Annotated in this window: 10 protein-coding genes; 8 read left to right on the forward strand and 2 right to left on the reverse strand. The window is 73.0% G+C overall.

Annotated elements, in window-relative coordinates:
- The first annotated feature begins 459 nt into the window (after window positions 1–459).
- Both HG542_RS30300 and HG542_RS30305 read left to right on the forward strand, forming a co-directional pair.
- On the forward strand, window positions 460–5,475 hold the full coding sequence (locus HG542_RS30300; RefSeq protein WP_171087073.1) for an NAD-glutamate dehydrogenase: 5,016 nt from the start codon (window positions 460–462) through the stop codon (window positions 5,473–5,475).
- Window positions 5,476–5,592: 117 nt separating this feature from the next.
- Window positions 5,593–6,750, forward strand: coding sequence for a hypothetical protein (locus tag HG542_RS30305; protein ID WP_171087075.1), 1,158 nt, complete (start codon window positions 5,593–5,595; stop codon window positions 6,748–6,750).
- On the opposite strand, the gene HG542_RS30310 is transcribed toward HG542_RS30305, so the two are convergent.
- Window positions 6,678–7,223, reverse strand: coding sequence for a GtrA family protein (locus HG542_RS30310; RefSeq protein ID WP_171087077.1), 546 nt, complete (start codon window positions 7,221–7,223; stop codon window positions 6,678–6,680). The genes HG542_RS30305 and HG542_RS30310 overlap by 73 nt on opposite strands.
- Before the next feature lie 176 nt (window positions 7,224–7,399).
- Between HG542_RS30310 and manB the strand changes: the two genes are divergently transcribed.
- Genes manB through HG542_RS30340 form a run of 6 tightly spaced genes read left to right on the forward strand, consistent with a single transcriptional unit; the run spans window position 7,400 to window position 16,113 of the window.
- Window positions 7,400–8,479, forward strand: a complete 1,080-nt coding sequence (gene manB / locus HG542_RS30315) for a mannose-1-phosphate guanylyltransferase (RefSeq protein WP_171087079.1) — start codon at window positions 7,400–7,402, stop codon at window positions 8,477–8,479.
- Between the two features lie 44 nt (window positions 8,480–8,523).
- Window positions 8,524–9,345 (forward strand): polyprenol monophosphomannose synthase, encoded by an 822-nt coding sequence (locus tag HG542_RS30320; protein WP_171087080.1) that lies wholly within the window; start codon window positions 8,524–8,526, stop codon window positions 9,343–9,345.
- Between the two features lie 9 nt (window positions 9,346–9,354).
- Entirely contained in the window at window positions 9,355–10,872 is a 1,518-nt protein-coding gene (locus HG542_RS30325; RefSeq protein WP_229922909.1) for a hypothetical protein, read from the forward strand.
- Entirely contained in the window at window positions 10,869–12,137 is a 1,269-nt protein-coding gene (locus tag HG542_RS30330) for a glycosyltransferase family 87 protein (RefSeq protein ID WP_171087082.1), read from the forward strand. Before HG542_RS30325 ends, HG542_RS30330 begins: the two co-directional genes overlap by 4 nt.
- An 8-nt stretch (window positions 12,138–12,145) precedes the next feature.
- Window positions 12,146–14,956 (forward strand): bifunctional glycosyltransferase/CDP-glycerol:glycerophosphate glycerophosphotransferase, encoded by a 2,811-nt coding sequence (locus HG542_RS35995; RefSeq protein ID WP_229922910.1) that lies wholly within the window; start codon window positions 12,146–12,148, stop codon window positions 14,954–14,956.
- Window positions 14,950–16,113: a glycosyltransferase gene (locus HG542_RS30340; protein ID WP_308699114.1), complete on the forward strand. Its 1,164-nt coding sequence runs from the start codon at window positions 14,950–14,952 to the stop codon at window positions 16,111–16,113. The genes HG542_RS35995 and HG542_RS30340 overlap by 7 nt, the downstream gene beginning before the upstream one ends.
- Window positions 16,114–16,231: 118 nt before the next feature.
- Here HG542_RS30340 and HG542_RS30345 read toward each other — a convergent pair.
- A partial coding sequence (locus HG542_RS30345; RefSeq protein ID WP_171087086.1) for a glycosyltransferase family 2 protein occupies window positions 16,232–17,669 on the reverse strand: 1,438 nt, incomplete at its 5' end.

A 17,669-nucleotide genomic window follows, 5' to 3' on the forward strand; every position in this document is an offset into this window, starting at 1 on the left:
GCGGTCCGGCAGGTTCGGCCGGACGGCAGCTGAACGGCCCAACCGCCGGGCGCGTACCCCTGGTCGTGCGGGATGCTGGGGTACGTGGAGGTGCGGAGACCAGGCGGAGATCAAGTGGAAGAGGAACGTCCGCGTCGCTGTGCAGAGTGTCAAAGATGAGGCCCGTGTTTTGTGCACAAACGCCTCGTGACGTGTTCCGGGGGAAGAGCGATAGCCTTACCAGGTGATCAGCGCGATATCCAGCAGGAGCGCGGACGCTCCTGTCCTGCATCCGGAGCGCCACAGCGCCCCGGTCGGCGCTGTTCCCCGGAACCGGCCCGCGACTGACGAAGTCGGCCAGAAACGGCCCGGTCACCCCTCATCCAGGCATACCGTCGACGACGACCGGACACCCCGGGTCGTGGCGTGATGCCATCACCACCTATGTCACGCAACGGCGCGCGACAGGAGCCAGAGGACATGCAGACCAAGCTGGACGAAGCCAAGGCCGAGCTGCTCGAGCGGGCGGCCCGCGTCGCTGAGAGCGGATCGGCCGGGGGGCCGCAGACGAACGGGCCGAAGGGCGAGGGCGGGCTCGACCCCGCGGCCCTGGCCGCCTTCCTCCAGCGCTACTACCTGCACACGGCGCCCGAGGACCTCACCGGCCGCGACCCGGTCGACGTCTACGGTGCGGCCATCTCGCACCACCGGCTCGCCGAGAACCGTCCCCAGGGCACCGCGAACGTCCGCGTGCACACGCCGACCGTCGAGGAGAACGGCTGGACGTCCAGCCACTCCGTGGTCGAGGTCGTCACCGACGACATGCCCTTCCTGGTGGACTCGGTCACCAACGAGCTGTCCCGCCAGAACCGCGGCATCCACGTGGTGATCCACCCGCAGATGGTCGTCCGCCGCGACCTCACCGGCCGCCTCCTGGAGGTCCTCGGCTCCTCCTGCGACGCCCACGGCACCGGCAAGGGCGCCGAGCTGCCGCACGACGCGCTCGTCGAGTCCTGGATCCACGTCGAGATCGACCGCGAGACCGACCGCGACGACCTCAAGCAGATCGCCGCCGATCTGGTGCGCGTGCTCTCCGACGTCCGCGAGGCCGTCGAGGACTGGGAGAAGATGCGCGACGCCGCGCTGCGCATCGCCGACGGCCTGCCCTCCGAGCCCGTCGCCGCCGACGTCCCCAGGACCGAGGTCAGCGAGGCCCGCGAGCTGCTGCGCTGGCTCGCCGCCGACCACTTCACCTTCCTGGGGTACCGCGAGTACGAGCTGACGAAGGTCGGCACGGAGCAGGGCGGCGAGGAGGACACCCTCAGCGCCGTTCCGGGCACCGGTCTGGGCATCCTGCGCTCCGACCCCGCCCACACCCCGGACGGGCACCACGACGGCCACCACGCCCCGCTCTCCCGCCCGACCTCGCCGTCCTTCAGCCGGCTCCCGGCGGACGCCCGCGCCAAGGCCCGCGAGCACAAGATGCTCGTCCTGACCAAGGCCAACAGCCGCGCCACCGTGCACCGTCCGTCCTACCTCGACTACGTCGGGGTGAAGAAGTTCGACGCCGACGGCAACGTCATCGGCGAGCGCCGCTTCCTCGGCCTGTTCTCCTCGGCCGCGTACACCGAGTCCGTCCGCCGCGTCCCGGTCATCCGCCGCAAGGTCGCCAAGGTGCTGGCCGACGCCGGCTTCTCCGCCGACAGCCACGACGGGCGCGACCTGCTCCAGATCCTGGAGACCTACCCGCGCGACGAGCTCTTCCAGATCCCGCCGGACCAGCTGCGCTCCACCGCCACCAGCGTGCTCTACCTGCAGGAGCGCCGCCGGCTGCGGCTGTACCTGCGGCGCGACGAGTACGGGCGCTACTTCTCCGCCCTCGTCTACCTGCCGCGCGACCGCTACACCACGGCCGTCCGGCTGCGGCTGATCGACATCCTCAAGGAAGAACTCAACGGCACCGTCGTCGACTTCACCGCCTGGAACACCGAATCGGTCCTCTCCCGGCTGCACTTCGTCGTCCGCGTCGAGGCCGGCTCCACCCTGCCGGACCTCACGGACGCCGACGTCGAGCGCATCGAGGGCCGCCTGGTCGAGGCCGCCCGCTCCTGGGCCGACGGCTTCGCCGAGACGCTGACCGCCGAGGTCGGCGAGGAGCGCGCCGCCGAGCTGCTGCGCCGCTACGGCGGCCAGGCCTTCCCCGAGGGCTACAAGGCCGACCACAGCCCGCGCAGCGCCGTCTCCGACCTCGGTCACCTGGAGAAGCTGACCACGGCCGGCGGCGACCGCGACTTCGAGCTCAGCCTCTACGAGCCGGTCGGCGCGGCCCCCGGCGAGCGCCGCTTCAAGATCTACCGCACGGGCGAGCCGGTCTCCCTGTCCGCCGTCCTCCCGGTGCTCCAGCGCCTGGGCGTCGAGGTCGTCGACGAGCGTCCGTACGAGCTGCGCTGCTCGGACCGGACGACCGCGTGGATCTACGACTTCGGCCTGCGGATGCCGGAGCGGGTCGAGGGCGACGACGCCCGCAACCGCTTCCAGGACGCCTTCGCCGCCGTGTGGGCCGGTGACGCGGAGAACGACAACTTCAACAACCTCGTCCTGCGCGCCGGTCTCGACTGGCGTCAGGCGATGGTCCTGCGGGCCTACGCCAAGTACCTGCGGCAGGCCGGTTCGCCGTTCAGTCAGGCGTACATGGAGGACACCCTCAGCAACAACGTCCACACCACCCGCCTGCTGGTCAACCTCTTCGAGGCCCGGATGTCGCCCGCGCTGCAGCACGCCGGCACCGAGCTGATCGACGGCATGATGGAGGAGCTGGACGGCGCGCTGGACCAGGTCGCCAGTCTGGACGAGGACCGCATCCTGCGGGCCTTCCTGACGGTCATCAAGGCCACGCTGCGGACGAACCACTTCCAGAAGGCGGCGGACGGCAGGCCGCACCCGTACCTGTCCCTCAAGCTCGACCCGCAGGCCATCCCCGATCTGCCCGCGCCGCGCCCGGCGTTCGAGATCTGGGTCTACTCCCCGCGCGTCGAGGGCGTGCACCTGCGCTTCGGCAAGGTCGCGCGCGGCGGTCTGCGCTGGTCCGACCGGCGCGAGGACTTCCGCACCGAGATCCTCGGGCTGGTCAAGGCGCAGATGGTGAAGAACACCGTCATCGTGCCGGTCGGCGCCAAGGGCGGCTTCGTCGGCAAGCAGCTGCCCGACCCGTCGGTGGACCGTGACGCGTGGCTGGCCGAGGGCATCGCCTCGTACAAGACCTTCATCTCGGGTCTGCTCGACATCACCGACAACATGGTCGGCGGCGAGGTCGTCCCGCCCAAGGACGTCGTGCGCCACGACGAGGACGACACCTACCTCGTCGTCGCCGCCGACAAGGGCACCGCGACGTTCTCGGACATCGCCAACGAGGTCGCCGAGTCCTACGGTTTCTGGCTGGGCGACGCGTTCGCCTCCGGCGGCTCGGCCGGCTACGACCACAAGGGCATGGGCATCACGGCCCGCGGCGCCTGGGAGTCCGTCAAGCGGCACTTCGGCGAGCTCGGCCACAACACCCAGACCCAGGACTTCACGGTCGTCGGCGTGGGCGACATGTCCGGTGACGTGTTCGGCAACGGCATGCTGCTCTCCGAGCACATCCGCCTGGTGGCCGCCTTCGACCACCGCCACATCTTCCTCGACCCGACGCCGGACGCGGCCGTCTCCTACGCCGAGCGCCGCCGGCTGTTCGAGCTGCCCCGCTCCTCCTGGGCCGACTACAACGCCAAGCTGCTGTCCCCGGGCGGCGGCATCCACCCGCGCACGGCCAAGTCGATCCCGGTCAACGCGCATGTGCGCGAGGCCCTCGGCATCGAGCCGGGCGTCACCAAGATGACCCCCGCCGAGCTGATGAAGGCCATCCTCAGCTCGCCGGTCGACCTGTTGTGGAACGGCGGCATCGGCACCTACGTCAAGTCCTCCGCCGAGTCCCACGCGGACGTGGGCGACAAGGCGAACGACGCGATCCGCGTCGACGGCCGGGACCTGCGCGTCAAGGTGGTCGGCGAGGGCGGCAACCTGGGCCTGACCCAGCTCGGCCGGATCGAGTTCGCCTCCGCCGGCGGACCGGAGTGCACCGGTGGCCGGGTCAACACGGACGCGATCGACAACAGCGCCGGTGTGGACACCTCGGACCACGAGGTGAACATCAAGATCCTGCTCAACGCCCTGGTGACCGACGGCGACATGACCGTCAAGCAGCGCAACAAGCTGCTCGCCGAGATGACCGACGAGGTCGGCGAGCTCGTCCTGCGCAACAACTACGCGCAGAACGTGGCCCTGGCCAACGCCGTGGCCCAGGCCCCCAGCCTGCTCCACGCGCACCAGCGGATCATGCGCCGCCTCGGCCGCGACGGACACCTCGACCGCGCCCTGGAGTTCCTGCCCACCGACCGGCAGATCCGTGAGCGGCTCTCCGCCGGCCGCGGGCTGACCCAGCCCGAACTGGCCGTCCTGCTCGCCTACATCAAGATCACCACGGCGGAGGAGCTGCTCGCCACCGAGCTGCCCGACGACCCGTACCTCGAGCGGCTGCTGTACGCCTACTTCCCGCAGGCGCTGCGCCAGTCGTTCGGCGAGCAGATCGACAATCACCCGCTGCGCCGCGAGATCGTGACGACCGTTCTGGTCAACGACACGGTGAACTCCGGTGGTTCGACCTTCCTGCACCGGCTCCGCGAGGAGACCGGCGCCTCGATCGAGGAGATCGTCCGGGCGCAGACCGCGGCCCGGGAGATCTTCGGTCTGAACGCCGTGTGGGACGCCGTCGAGTCGCTCGACAACATCGTCGGTGCCGACGTGCAGACCCGGATCCGGCTGCACTCCCGCCGCCTGGTCGAGCGCGGCACGCGCTGGCTGCTCAACAACCGGCCGCAGCCGCTGCAGCTCACCGAGACGACGGAGTTCTTCCGCGACGGCGTCGACACGGTCTGGGCCGAGCTGCCCAAGCTGCTGCGCGGTGCCGACAGCACCTGGTGGCAGTCGATCAACGACGAGCTGGTGGAGGCCGGCGTGCCGGGCGAGCTGGCGATGCGGGTCGCGGGCTTCTCGTCCGCCTTCCCGACGCTGGACATCGTCGCCATCGCCGACCGCATCGGCAAGGCGCCGCTGGACGTGGCCGAGGTCTACTACGACCTGGGCGACCGCCTGCACATCAGCCAGCTGATGGACAAGATCATCGAGCTGCCGCGGTCCGACCGCTGGCAGTCCATGGCCCGCGCGTCCATCCGTGAGGACCTCTACGCGGCCCATGCGGCGCTCACCTCCGACGTCCTGTCCGTGGGCAACGGCACCTCGACGCCGGAGCAGCGCTTCGCGGCGTGGGAGGAGAAGAACGCGGCGATCCTCAACCGCGCGCGGACGACGCTGGACGAGATCCGGGGCTCGGACGCGTTCGACCTGGCGAACCTGTCGGTCGCGATGCGGACGATGCGTACGCTGCTCCGTACGCACACCTGACCGGAATCTGGTCTTCCGGTGAACGCCGGCTGACGAGAATTCCTACGCCTTGCACAAAAGGGGCGGTCCTGGGGAATTGTTCCCGGGGCCGCCCCTTTGCCGTGCTAAGAGAGACCAATGGGAGTCGTTTCGCGGCTTGTTGGCGGCCGGCCGGTCCGGGGGACGGTCGTCGCGGCGGGGGTCCAGCTGGCCGTCTCGGGCGTGGGGTTCGCGGTCTGCCTGCTCATCAACCATCACCTCGGCCATTCCGTCGGCTACTTGCTGCACCGCTGGGACAGCGGGCAGTACCTGAAGATCGCCGAACGCGGCTATCCCGGCTCGCTCCCGCTGCGCGACGACGGGACGCCGAAGTTCACCCGGCTCGCCTTCTTCCCGCTCGTCCCGGCGCTCATCAGGGGCATGCACATGGTGACGCGCCTGCCGTACGCGTACGCGGGCGTGGCGGTCTCCTGGTGCGCGGCCGCGCTGGCCGCGGCGGGGGCCTACCGGCTGGTCCGGGCGGTGGGCGGGAGCGCGGCCGCGGGGTACGCGTGCGTGGCGCTGTGGGCCGCCTCGCCCTACGCCTTCGCGCTGTGGGTGCCGTACTCGGAGGCGGTGTTCGCCGCGGTGCTGCTGTGGACGCTGGTGGCGCTGCTGGCGGGCCGCTGGCTGACGGCCGCCGTGCTGTGCGTGGTGGCGGGGACGGTGCGGCCGACGGCCACGGTGCTGGTCGGGACGGTGGCGCTGGCCGCCTGCTGGGCGCTGGTGCGGCGCCGTGGCGGGTGGCGGCCGTGGGCGGTGCTGGTGCTGGCCCCGCTGGGGCTGGCGGGCAGCTGGCTGTTCCTGGGCAGCCATGTGGGGCGTGCGGACGGCTGGTTCGAGGCGGAGAAGGCGTGGGGGCAGAGCTTCGACTTCGGCCGGGGCACGGCGCATGTCCTGAAGGGCATCCTGTTCTACCGGAACGTCCACGGCACCGACGACGTGCGGCACGCCGCCGTGTTCGCGCTGGTCCTGCTGACGGCCGTCGGGGTACTGGCCCTGGCGCTGGACCGCACGGTGCCGTGGCCGCTGGTGGTGGCGCTCGCGGGGGCCTGGGTGCTGACGGTCGGGACGCCCGGCTCGCCGTTCTCCAAGCCACGTTTCATGCTGCCGTTCCTGCCGGTTCTGCTGCTGTTGGCGGCCCGGCCGCTCGCGCGTGCTCCGCTTGGCGTGCAGATCTGTCTCTACGGTGGAGGTGCGGTGGTCTCGGGTTGGTACGCGGCCGGGCTGCTCGTGGTGTTCGAGGGGTCGCCGTGAGGGGCGGCGCCGTGCGGCAGGCCGGGCAGGGCCCGGAACACCCAGGCGCGGTAGGACCAGAAGCGGAACAGCGTGGCGGTCCCGATGCCGAGGAACTTGAAGGCGTTGCTCTCGAAGGGTGTGTGCAGCCCGAAGCCGTAGGTGGCGACGTACAGGACGCCGTTCTCGACGATCAGCCCGGCTGCGCTGAAGGCCGCGAAGAGCAGGATCTCCCTGCTGCGCCGGCCGCGGTCGCGGTCGCGGTAGGCGAAGTGGCGCAGGCCGAGGTAGTTGAAGGCGATGGCGACGACGGTCGCGATCACGCTGCAGCGCACCACCGGCAGGCCGGTGATGCCCCGGCACAGGTTGAAGACCGCCAGATTGACGAAGATCCCCAGCCCGCCCACGGTGCCGAACTTGGCGAATTCCTGCCCGAGCGCCCGCAGCCCCGTCCGGGCGGGCGCGCTCTTCTTCCCCGGTTCCCTCGGTCGCAAGGGCCTCTCCCTGTACGGTCGCCACGCATAGCGGACATTGCGCACAGTGCGCGCAGACAACCGATTGTAGTGTAAATTGCCGCGGAAGATGACGCAGTGCGACGGTATGACGACAGCAGGCGACAAGAGCGACGGCGGCGCGGGCAGCGAGGCCGGCGCATGACGAGGGACGAGGCATGACAGAGGCGGTACTGCTCGTCGGCGGCAAGGGGACCCGGCTCCAGCCGCTCACCATCAACACGCCGAAGCCGATGGTCCCGGCCGCCGGGGTGCCCTTCCTCGCCCACCAGCTGGCCCGCGCCAGAGCCGCCGGCGTCCGCCATGTCGTGCTGGCCACCTGCTACCTCGCCGACGTCTTCGAGCCCTACTTCGGCGACGGCTCCGCGCACGGGCTGCGGCTCACCTACGTCACCGAGGACGAGCCGCTCGGCACCGGCGGCGCCATCCGCGCCGCCACCCCCGCGCTCGAGGCCGGACCCGGCGACCCCGTCCTCGTCTTCAACGGCGACATCCTCACCGGCCTCGACGTCCGGCAGCTGCTGCACCGCCACGAGCAGGCCCAGGCCGACGTCACCCTGCACCTGACCCGGGTCGCCGATCCGCGGGCCTTCGGGCTCGTTCCGACCGGCCCCGACGGGCGGGTGACCGCCTTCACCGAGAAGCCGCAGCGCCCCGAGGAGATCGTCACCGACCAGGTCAACGCGGGCTGCTACGTCTTCCGGCGCGAGGTCATCGACACCATCCCGGCGGGCCGCCCGGTCTCCGTCGAGCGGGAGACCTTCCCCGGGCTGCTGGCCGAGGGTGCCCTGCTGCACGGGGTGGTCGACGGCGCGTACTGGCTGGACCTGGGCCGTCCCGCGTCGTTCATCCAGGCCTCCGCGGACCTCGTCCGCGGCATCGTGCACTCGCCGGCCGTGCCCGGGGAGCCCGGCGAGTACCTGGTGCTGCCCGGCGCCCGCGTCGAGCGCGGGGCCCGGCTCGGCGGGGGCACGGTCGTCGGCGCCGGCGCCCACGTCGAGGCGGGCGCCGAGATCGACGGGTCCGTCGTCCTGGACGGCGCCCGCATCGGGGCGGGGGCGCGGGTGCGGGCCTCGATGATCGGCACGGGCGCCCGGGTGGGCACCCGCACCGTGCTCGACGGCGCCGTCGTCGGCGACCACTCCACCGTCGGCGCGGACAACGAACTGCGCGACGGTGCCCGCATCTGGTGCGGCACCGCCATCCCCGATGCCGCAATCCGCTACTCCGCCGTCTGACCCCCGAACCCGAGCCGTACCGGCGTACCGACAAGGATGGGCCCATGAGTGCTCCGCGCATCCCCGACCCCGGCAGACCGCTCCCCGGTGAATGGGGCCGCACCACGACGACCGTGGTGATGCCCACGTACAACGAGGCGGAGAACCTGCCCACCATGGCGGAGGCGCTCATGGCCCTCCCCCTGGAGGGTCTGCGGCTGCTGGTCGTCGACGACAGCAGCCCCGACGGCACCGGCGACATCGCCGAGCAGCTGGCCGAGAAGTACAACGAGCCAGGGCGCCCCCGCGTCGGCGTGCTGCACCGCACCACCAAGGACGGCCTCGGCCGTGCCTACGCCGCGGGCATGGCCCGCGCCGTCGAGGAGGGTGCCGCGTACGTGCTGCAGATGGACGCCGACGGCAGCCACCCGGCCGACAAGATCGCCGAGATGCTGGGCGTCGCCCTCGCCACCGGCGCGGACGTCGTCGTCGGCAGCCGCTACGTGCCCGGGGGCACCCTCTCCGACGCCTGGAAGACGCACCGCAAGCTGCTCTCCCGCTGGGCCAACGCCTACGCCTCCACCATCCTCGGCACCCGCGTGCGCGACATCACCGGCGGCTTCAACCTGTGGAGCGCGGAGGCCCTGCGTGCCATCGACCTCGCCTCCGTCGACAGCGCGGGCTACAGCTTCCAGGTGGAGACCAAGTACCGCGCGCTGCGCGCCGGTTTCACGGTCATGGAGGTGCCGATCCACTTCGAGGACCGGACCGCCGGGGAGTCGAAGATGAACCTCGCGGTCCAGCTCGAATCCGTCGCCATGCCCTGGCGGCTGCGCTCCAGGACACTGCGCGCCCCCGGGGGACACGGGCATCACCGGGCCCGCTGAGCGGTCACCGTGACCCCGCACCCCCTCGCCCTCCGGGCGGACCTCCCGCGGCGGGCGGCCACGGCAGCCGTCCTGCTGCTGGCCGTCCTGCTCCTGCTGATGGTGGTGCGGCTGCCCTGGTCGGGGGACCTGGGGATGCACGGTGCGGTGCTGGAGCGGCTGCGCACCGACCTGCTCCATCCCGGCAACCCGCTGGTGGACGCGGACACGCCCAGTCCCTACTACTCGCCGTGGACGGTCCTGCTGGCGCTGCTGGCCGGCGTGACCGGCTGGAGCACATTCACGGTGCTCCGGCTGGCTGGTCTGGCGGGTCTCCTGATGCTCGGCAGCGGCATCCGTGCGTTCGTCCGGACGTTCAGCCGTGCACGCACAGCCGTGCCCCTTGCGCTGCTGTGCGTGCTGCTGCTGTACGGGGTGCGGCTGTTCGCGTGGAGCGGGGTGCCGGGGCTCACCTCGCTGGCGCTCACGCTTGCCTACCCGAGCACTCTGGCGCTCGGTATGGCGCTGCATCTGTGGGCCCTGTTGCGCAGAGCCGTGGCCCACGCCTGGCGGCTCCCGGCCTTCGTGGGGCTCGGGCTGCTGCTCGCCGTGGTGCTGCTCGTCCATCCGTTCACCGGGGCCGTCGCCGTGCTGGGCGTAGCGGCCGTGCTGCTGGGGGCGCGGCCGTGGCCCGGGCGTACGGTCCTGCTGCGGGCGGCAGCCGGGGGCACGGTGGCGGTGGCGGTGCTGCTGCTGTGGCCGTACTACTCCTTCTTCTCGCTGCTGGGACCGTCCGGACTGGACGCCGTACACCGGCCGCTGTACGACCGGCTGCCGCAGAAGTTCTGCCTGGCGGCCCTGTTGGGCGGGGCGGCACTGGTGCTGCGTCTGCGGCGCGACCGGCGGGACCCGCTGGTCCTGCTCTGCGCCCTGGGCCTGGCGGTCTTCGCCGCGGGCGGGCTGACCGGGCACTACGCCTGGGGGCGCGTCCTCCCCGCCGTCCTGCTGCCCGCCCAGCTCGCCCTCGCCCTGGAGACCGCCCGGGCGGCGGAGGCCGCAGGCCCGCGCCGGCGCCGGGTCCTCGCCGGGGTCACGGCGGCGGCCCTGCTGGCCGGGGCCTGGACCCAGGCCGGGGTGGTCTCGTACGTGCTGCGCCGCGAGGCCGTCCCGCCCGTGCTGCGCGGCGCCCCGGCCATCGCGCTGTGGCCGCGGTTCACCTGGGCCGCGCGACGACTGCCCGCGGGGGCGACCGTGCTGACGGACGACTACTACGCCCTCCGCGTCCTCCCCGCCTACGGGCCCTACACGGTCGCCCCCGCCTACCCCGATGTGTTCCTCCGCGACGAGAAGCAGCGCCGGGACGCCACCCGGCGCTACTTCGCCCCTGCCACCTCCCGGGCCGAACGGCTCGGCATCCTCAAGGAGTTCGGCGTGCGTTGGGTGCTGCAGAAGAGCGGCGGCTCGGGCCTGCCGCAGGACGACCCGGCCCTGCGCACGGCCGCCCGGGGGCCGGGCGGGCTCGCGCTGCTGGAGGTCGTGGCCCGGTGAGCGCGCCCGCAGCCGCCCAGGATCCCGTCGCCCCGCCGCCGGAGGCCGGTGCCGTCACCGCGTCCGGTGACGACTTCTCCCGCTGGCTGCGGGCCCGGACGTCGCGTCCGGTCTCCGTCGCCGCGGCGCTGCTGCTCGCGCTGAGCACGGTACGGGCGTACGCGAAGGAGGCCATCGGCATCGACAACGACGTGGTGGTGCGCGCCGCCCGGACCCTGCTGGACGGCGGCTCGCCCTACGCGGACCGGCGGTTCCTGTACCTGCCGGGGGCCGCCTTCGCGGCGCTGCCGGAGACGCTGCTGGGCGAGCGCCTGCTGTTCTATGCGGTGCCGGCCGTGACCGGGCTGTTCGTCGCGCTGTCCCTGATGCCGGCGCTGGCCCTCTTCGACGTCCGGGCGGACAGCCGGCTGGCGGCCGCGCTGGCGGCCGGGACCGCGCTGTTCCTGCCGTTCCACAGCATCGTCTCGCTCGGCAACTGGACGGTCGTCTCCGTGGCGGCCTTTCCCCTGGCCCTGCTGCTGGCGCGGCGCGGGCGGTGGGAGGCGGCGGCGGGGGTCGTGGGCGCGTCCATCGCGCTGAAGCCCATGCTCGTGCCCGTGCTGCTGCTGTTCGTCCTCGCCCGGAAGTGGCGGGCGCTGATCTGGGCGGTGACGCTGCCGGCCTCCGTGTCCCTGGTCGCGGCCGTTGCGATGCCGCGCCCGGAGCTGTTCTTCACCCGGACGCTGCCGTTCCTGCTGCACGGCCAGGACGCCTACGCGCGGCCCTTCGACGCGTCGTGGCCCGCGGTGCTGGAGCGGGTGGGCATGCCGCACCCGGTGGCGCTGGGGCTCGCGGTGGTGGTGGCGCTGGTGGTTCTCTGGTGTGCCGCGGTGCGCTGGAGGTGCGGGGGAGCGGAGGGGCTGCGGCTGGTGGAGACGGCGTCGCTGCTGATGCTGGCGGCGTTCCTCGGCTCGCGGCCGTCCTTTCTCAACTATGCGCTGGTGGTGGTGCCTTCGCTGGCGGCGTCGGTGGTGGTGCGCACGGCGGCGGTGCGGTCGGTGTGGTTCTGGATGGTGCTGGTGCCGCAGCTGGGCGGGGTGCCGTGGCCCGGGGTCGAGAGCGCGCGGCGGCATGCCTTCAAGGACATCGTCATGTACACGGGAATGGCGGCGGTGCTGGGGCTGTCGGCCTGCCGGGTGTGGAGCCGGAGAAGGGGGTTGATTACTGTCGGTGATGGAGATTACTCTCTGTGTAGTGCCCCCGGTAGGCAACCGCCCGCGAAGTGAGGTGAATTGTGGCTATCGCACGCCCCGAACGGCCCCGGTCCCGCCCCGATGTCAGCGTGATCGTGATCGTCCACAACGACGCCCGGCGGCTGCCCCGCGCCGTGCGCTCCGTCCTCGGGCAGTCGCTGCACAATCTCGAAGTGATCGTCGTCGACGACTGCTCCACCGACGGCACCCCCGCCGCCGCCCGCGCCCTGGCGCAGGCCGACCCGCGGGTCCGCCTCCTGCGCCTGCCCGTCAACAGCGGCGGCTGCGGCACCCCGCGCAACGCGGGCATCGACGCCGCCCGGGCGGCCCACGTGATGTTCCTCGACAGCGACGACGAACTCCCGTACCACGCCTGCAAGTCCCTGCTGCTGACGGCCGAGGAGACAGGCGCGGACTTCGTCACCGGCGAAGTCACCCGCTACGCCGAGGAGTCCGGCACCGAGGGCCTCTGGTACCCCGAGCTCTTCGCGGACGTCCGCCTCGTCGAGGGCATCCGCGCCGCCCCCGAGTACTTCCTCGACACCCTCTCCACCAACAAGCTCTACCGCGCGGACTTCCTCGCCCGCCACGGCCTGCGCTTCCCCGAAGGCCTGCACTACGAGGACGGGCTGTTCACCGCCCAGGCCTTCACCCTCGCCCGCACCTTCGCCGTCGTTCCCTGGCCCGTCTACACCTGGCGCCTCGCCGCCGGGCAGGACGCGCCGTCCATCTCCTCCAGCCGCCACAGCCTCCGCAACGCGACGGACCGCGTGACGGTGGCCCGCCTGGCGGACGCCTTCCTGGAGGAGACCGGCAACGCGGACCTCCGTCCGGCCAAGGACACCAAGTTCCTCCGCCACGACCTGCGCCTCTACCTCGGCGACCTGCCGTTCCGCGACGACGAGTGGATCGCGGGGTTCGCCGCGGCGGTCGCCCCCTGCCTGGACGGCATCGACGCCGCGGCACACGCCGCGATCCCGCGCGAACAGCAGATCTGCCAACACCTGCTGCGCACGGGGAGATTCGCCGAGGCCGCCGAATGCGCCCGCACGCTCGACCGCCCCCGCATCGCCCCCCGTCATGTCGTACGGGACGACAGCGGCCGGACGTACTGGGGCTCCGCCCTCCCCGGCGACGAGGCGGTCGCCGCGGCCCTCGACATCACCGACTGGCGCCTGGACGAACAGCCCTTCGCCACCGTCCCGTTGCGGCACGAGGCGGAGCGGCTCGGCCTCCGCGGCCCGGTCCTGCGGATCGTGCTGAGGACGTACGACCCCGGGCGGCTGCTCGACGGGCCCGTGCCCGTCGGCGCGGCACTCAGCCTCACCACCACCGCCGGGCCGCTCGTGGTGCCGTTCCGCTACGCACCTCCCGACGGCGACGGAGCAGTCCGCACCGCGGAGTTCGACGTCGACCTGCGGCGCGTGCCGCTCGGCCTCAAGGGGTTCCGGGGGCGGCGCCACCCCGTCGTCGCCCTCGGCAGAATGGGCCTCACCCGCACCGACTCGGTCCTCGCCCCCGCCGGAGCGGCCCCGCTGCAGGCCGCGCTGAGCCGCCACACGGTGCGCGTCGGCTGCGAGCAGCGAGGAGCCGGACGGCTCCAGGTGGCCTGGGAACGGACGGGCGCACTCGCCCGCGCCGAGGCGGCCGCACCCCGGCTGGGCCCCGTGCAGCACCGCATCCGCAGACTCGCCCGCCGGGTCACCGGCACCCGCGCCAAACAGCTCGCCCACCACGAGCTGTGCCGGCTCCCCGTCGACGACGGCCTGGCCGTCTTCGAGGCCCTGGAGGGCCGCGGCTACGCCGACAGCCCCCGCTACATCCACGAGGAACTCCGGCGCCGCGGGCTCCCGTTGCGCATCGTCTGGTCGTACACCGGCAGCCGTGCCTCCTACCCCCCGGACGTCGAGCTGGTCAGACGCGGCAGCTGGGAGTATCTGCGGGCGGTCGCCCGCGCCCGCTACTGGGTCGACTCGCACGGCTTCCCCCGGCCGTTCGCCAAACGGCCCGGCACCCGCTACCTGCAGACCTGGCACGGCCAGGCGTTCAAGCACATGGGCTTCGACGTCCCCGAACTGCGCCTCGCCGGCGCCGCGCGGCAACAGCAGCACCGCGCCATGGTGGCCCGCTGGGACGCCCTGATCCGCCCCAGCGAGGAGTTCGAGCACACCTTCGTCCGGGCCAACGAATACACCGGCCGCCTCCTGCACACCGGCCTGCCCCGCAACGACGTCCTCGTCCGCTGGAACGACCCCGCCCAGCGCGACCGGGCCGCCGCCACCCGGGAGCGCCTCCAGATCCCCGACGGGCGCCGCGTGCTCCTCTACGCCCCCACCTTCCGCGACGGGGCGCGCGACAGCGGCGCGTCGCTCCGCGTCGACCTGGCCGGGCTGGTACGGGCGGTGGGCGAGGAGTGGACGATCGTCGTCCGGCCGCACTACTACGAGCGGTACACCGTGCCGCGCGAACTGGGGCACGCGCTGCGCGACGGACGGGAGTTCACCGACCTCAACGACCTGCTCCTCGCCTCGGACGCGCTGCTCACGGACTACTCGTCGGTGATGTTCGACTACGCCAACCTCGGCCGCCCCATCCTGCTCTACGCCGACGACTACGAGCAGTACCGGACGGCCGTGCGCGGCACGTACTACGACCTGCGGGAGATCGCCCCGGGGCCGATGCTCACCCGGACCGGCGAACTGGTCGACGCACTGCGGGACCTGGGGGCGGTCGAGGAGGAATGGGTCGGGGCGTACGCCCGGTTCCAGGCCCGGTTCAACCCGCTGGAGACGGGGCGCGCGAGCAAGGACGTGGTGGACCAGTTCTTCTTCGAGGAAGGTGCGCCGTGTTGAACCCCGCGCCGAATCTCTTCCTCGTCGGCATCGACGTCGACTCCATGGGCGGCTCGCAGCGGGTGCTGCACACGCTCGCGCAGGGCTTCGCCGGGCGGGGCCACCGGGTGGAGCTGATCGGCATCCGGCCCAGCCCGGAGCCGCACGCGTACCATGCCGACCCCGGTTACCGGCACACCACGCTGTACCGGTCCCCGGCGCCGCCCGCCTGGCAGGCCGGTTCGCTCGCCGAGCGGTTCAGCCCGGCGCGGCTGCGGGCGGCGCGGGCCGCCCGGGCGGAGCGCGACCGGGCGCGGGAGCGGCTGGCCCGGCGGTTCGCCCGGGCGCCGGAGGGGTACGTCGTCATCGGCTCGCCGTGGGCGGCGGTGTGGCTGGAGGGGGTGCCGCGGCCGCCCGGGCTGAAGCGGATCGGGCAGTACCACGAGTCGTACGCCCAGGCGTGTCACACGCCCAACCTGCAGCTGATCCTGAAGCATTACCCCGCCCTGGAGAAGGCGCTCTTCCTGAGCGAGGCGGACGCGGCGGAGTTCCGCCGGAGGCGGCTGCCGAATGCGGGGGTGATGCCGAATCCACTGCCGTTCGAGCCGGGCGGGGCCGCGCCGCTGGACACACGGCGCGTGGGTGCCGTCGGGCGGCTCGATCCCGTCAAGCGGCTGGACCGACTGATCGAGGCCTTTGCGGCTGCGGTCGCGCCGCCGGCCGCCGAACTGCCGGGCTGGGAGCTGCACTTCTTCGGTGACGGTCCGGAGGAGCCGGGGCTGCGGGCGCTGACCGCGCGTCTGGGTGTCGCGGACCGGGTCCGTTTCCGCGGCACGGTGGGAGACATGGCCGCGGCCTACCGGGAGCTGTCGCTCGTGGCCCTGACGAGCGAGCGCGAGGGCCGGCCGATGGTGCTGGCGGAGGCGGCTGCCGCCGGGGTGCCGTGCGTGAGTTTCGATCTGGCGGGCGGGGTGCGGGAGTTGGTGGTGCCGGGGCGGACGGGGGAGCTGGTGCCGCCGGGGGATACGGAGGCGTTTGCGCGGGCGTTGCGCCGACTGATGTCGGATACGGGGCTGCGGGTGCGGTACGGGCAGGCGGCCCGGGCCCATGTGGCGCCGTTGCGCCTGGGGGCGGTGCTGGACCGGTGGGAGGGGTTGTTCGATGAGATTCGGCGCTGAGCCGGTCGTTTGGCGGGCGGTTCTTCCGGTGCGGGTTCGTTTGGTGCGGGTTCGTTGCGGCCGGTCGCGCCCACGCGGCGGAGCCGCATATGTGACCGTCCCGTGCCCCTTCGGGGCGTCAGGCGAGCCGTCGCAGTTTCCTCAACGCAATCCCCACCGCCCCCCGCACCCCCGGTGCAACGCGCAGGGCCAGGGAGCCCGTTGCCGTGGCGTACGGCTGGGCGAGCAGGATGCCGTGCCGGGCGCTCGGGAGGATCGTGCGCCGCAGTCCGGGGCCCGTCGCGCGGACCGCCGTGCGGAGCGGGGCGCCGCCGCGCCCGCAGTGGAGCTGCACCCTCACGTCCCAGACCTGGGTCGTGCCCCCGCGGCCCCGCGCGGCCAGGGCACCCAGGCCGAAGTACAGGCGCGCTCCCCACACGGCCGTGCCCTCGGGCGCCAGCGGGGCGGCGTAGGCGACGGTCGACTCGCCGCCGCGCAGGCGCAGTTCGACCGTCACCTTCCGCGGGCCGGCCTGGGCCAGCCGCCCGTAGAGGTCGTGCACCCGGAGCCGCAGCTCGGCCCGCGCCGGGCCGGTGCGCAGCCCGGCGTCCACCGTCACCGGCAGGCGCCGCACCGGCTTCGCGCCGGGCCCCGCGAGGCCGTCGAGGACGACCGCCGGCAGGTCCCGGGCCCACACGGGCAGCCCGGCCACCTGCGCGTACGGCGGCAGGAGCCGTGCGGGGCGGGCGGCCAGCTGGGCCAGCCGGTCCAGGTCGCGCGGCGAACCGGCCGCCAGCAGCACCCGGGCGATCCAGCGCGCCGGGGCGCGGGCGGCGGCGAACTCGGCCTCCCCGTACGCGGCCAGGCAGCCGCGTGTCACGTGCCACCAGGCGCGCCGGTATGCGGGCCCGCGGGAGGGGAGTTCGCGGACGTACATGCGCAGGTCGTGGTCGAGGAACTTCACCCGCGCGGCCTGCGCGAGCGCCGCGGAACCCGCGCCGCGGAGGATCTCCACGGCATGCTGGTGGGCGAGGACGCGCGCCTGCCAGTTGCCGATGCGGTCCCGGTCGAGGGAGAGCGAGGGCCGGTCCGCGTTCCGGCGCACGTGCCAGATGTAGACGGCGTCGGGGACGGTCGCCACGCGCGGGCCCGCGGCCAGCACCCGGGCCGTGAAGACGAAGTCCTCGTAGCGGTAGGGCCCTTCGGGGAAGGCGATGCCGTTCCCGGTGAGGAAGGCGCGTGCGTAGAGCTTGTTGACGCAGAGGGTGTCGGGCAGCAGGGCCGCGTGCGCCTCGGGCCGGTCGTGGACGGCGGCGGTGCGGTAGAGGCCGGGCTGCCAGCGGGTGTCGCGCCGCTGGGGGAGTTCCCGGCGCACGCACAGCCCGGCCGCCACGGGCGCGTCGTGCTGCAGTGCGGCGCGCAGCAGGGCCGCGGCCGCGCCCGCGGGGAGCACGTCGTCGCTGTCCAGGAACATCACGTACGGCGAAGTCGCCGCGCGCAGCCCGTCGTTGCGCGGGGTGCCGCAGCCGCCGCTGTTGACGGTCCGGTGGACGACCCGCAGCCGGGGTTCCGTGGCG

The organism is Streptomyces morookaense (genome assembly GCF_013030945.1).
GTDB lineage: Bacteria > Actinomycetota > Actinomycetes > Streptomycetales > Streptomycetaceae > Streptomyces > Streptomyces morookaensis.

Coding starts and splice junctions, on each gene's coding strand:
- HG542_RS30300 (WP_171087073.1), top strand. CDS start 460: ATGCAGACCAAGCTGGACGAAGCCAAGGCCGAGCTGCTCGAGCGGGCG.
- HG542_RS30305 (WP_171087075.1), top strand. CDS start 5,593: ATGGGAGTCGTTTCGCGGCTTGTTGGCGGCCGGCCGGTCCGGGGGACG.
- manB (WP_171087079.1), top strand. CDS start 7,400: ATGACAGAGGCGGTACTGCTCGTCGGCGGCAAGGGGACCCGGCTCCAG.
- HG542_RS30320 (WP_171087080.1), top strand. CDS start 8,524: ATGAGTGCTCCGCGCATCCCCGACCCCGGCAGACCGCTCCCCGGTGAA.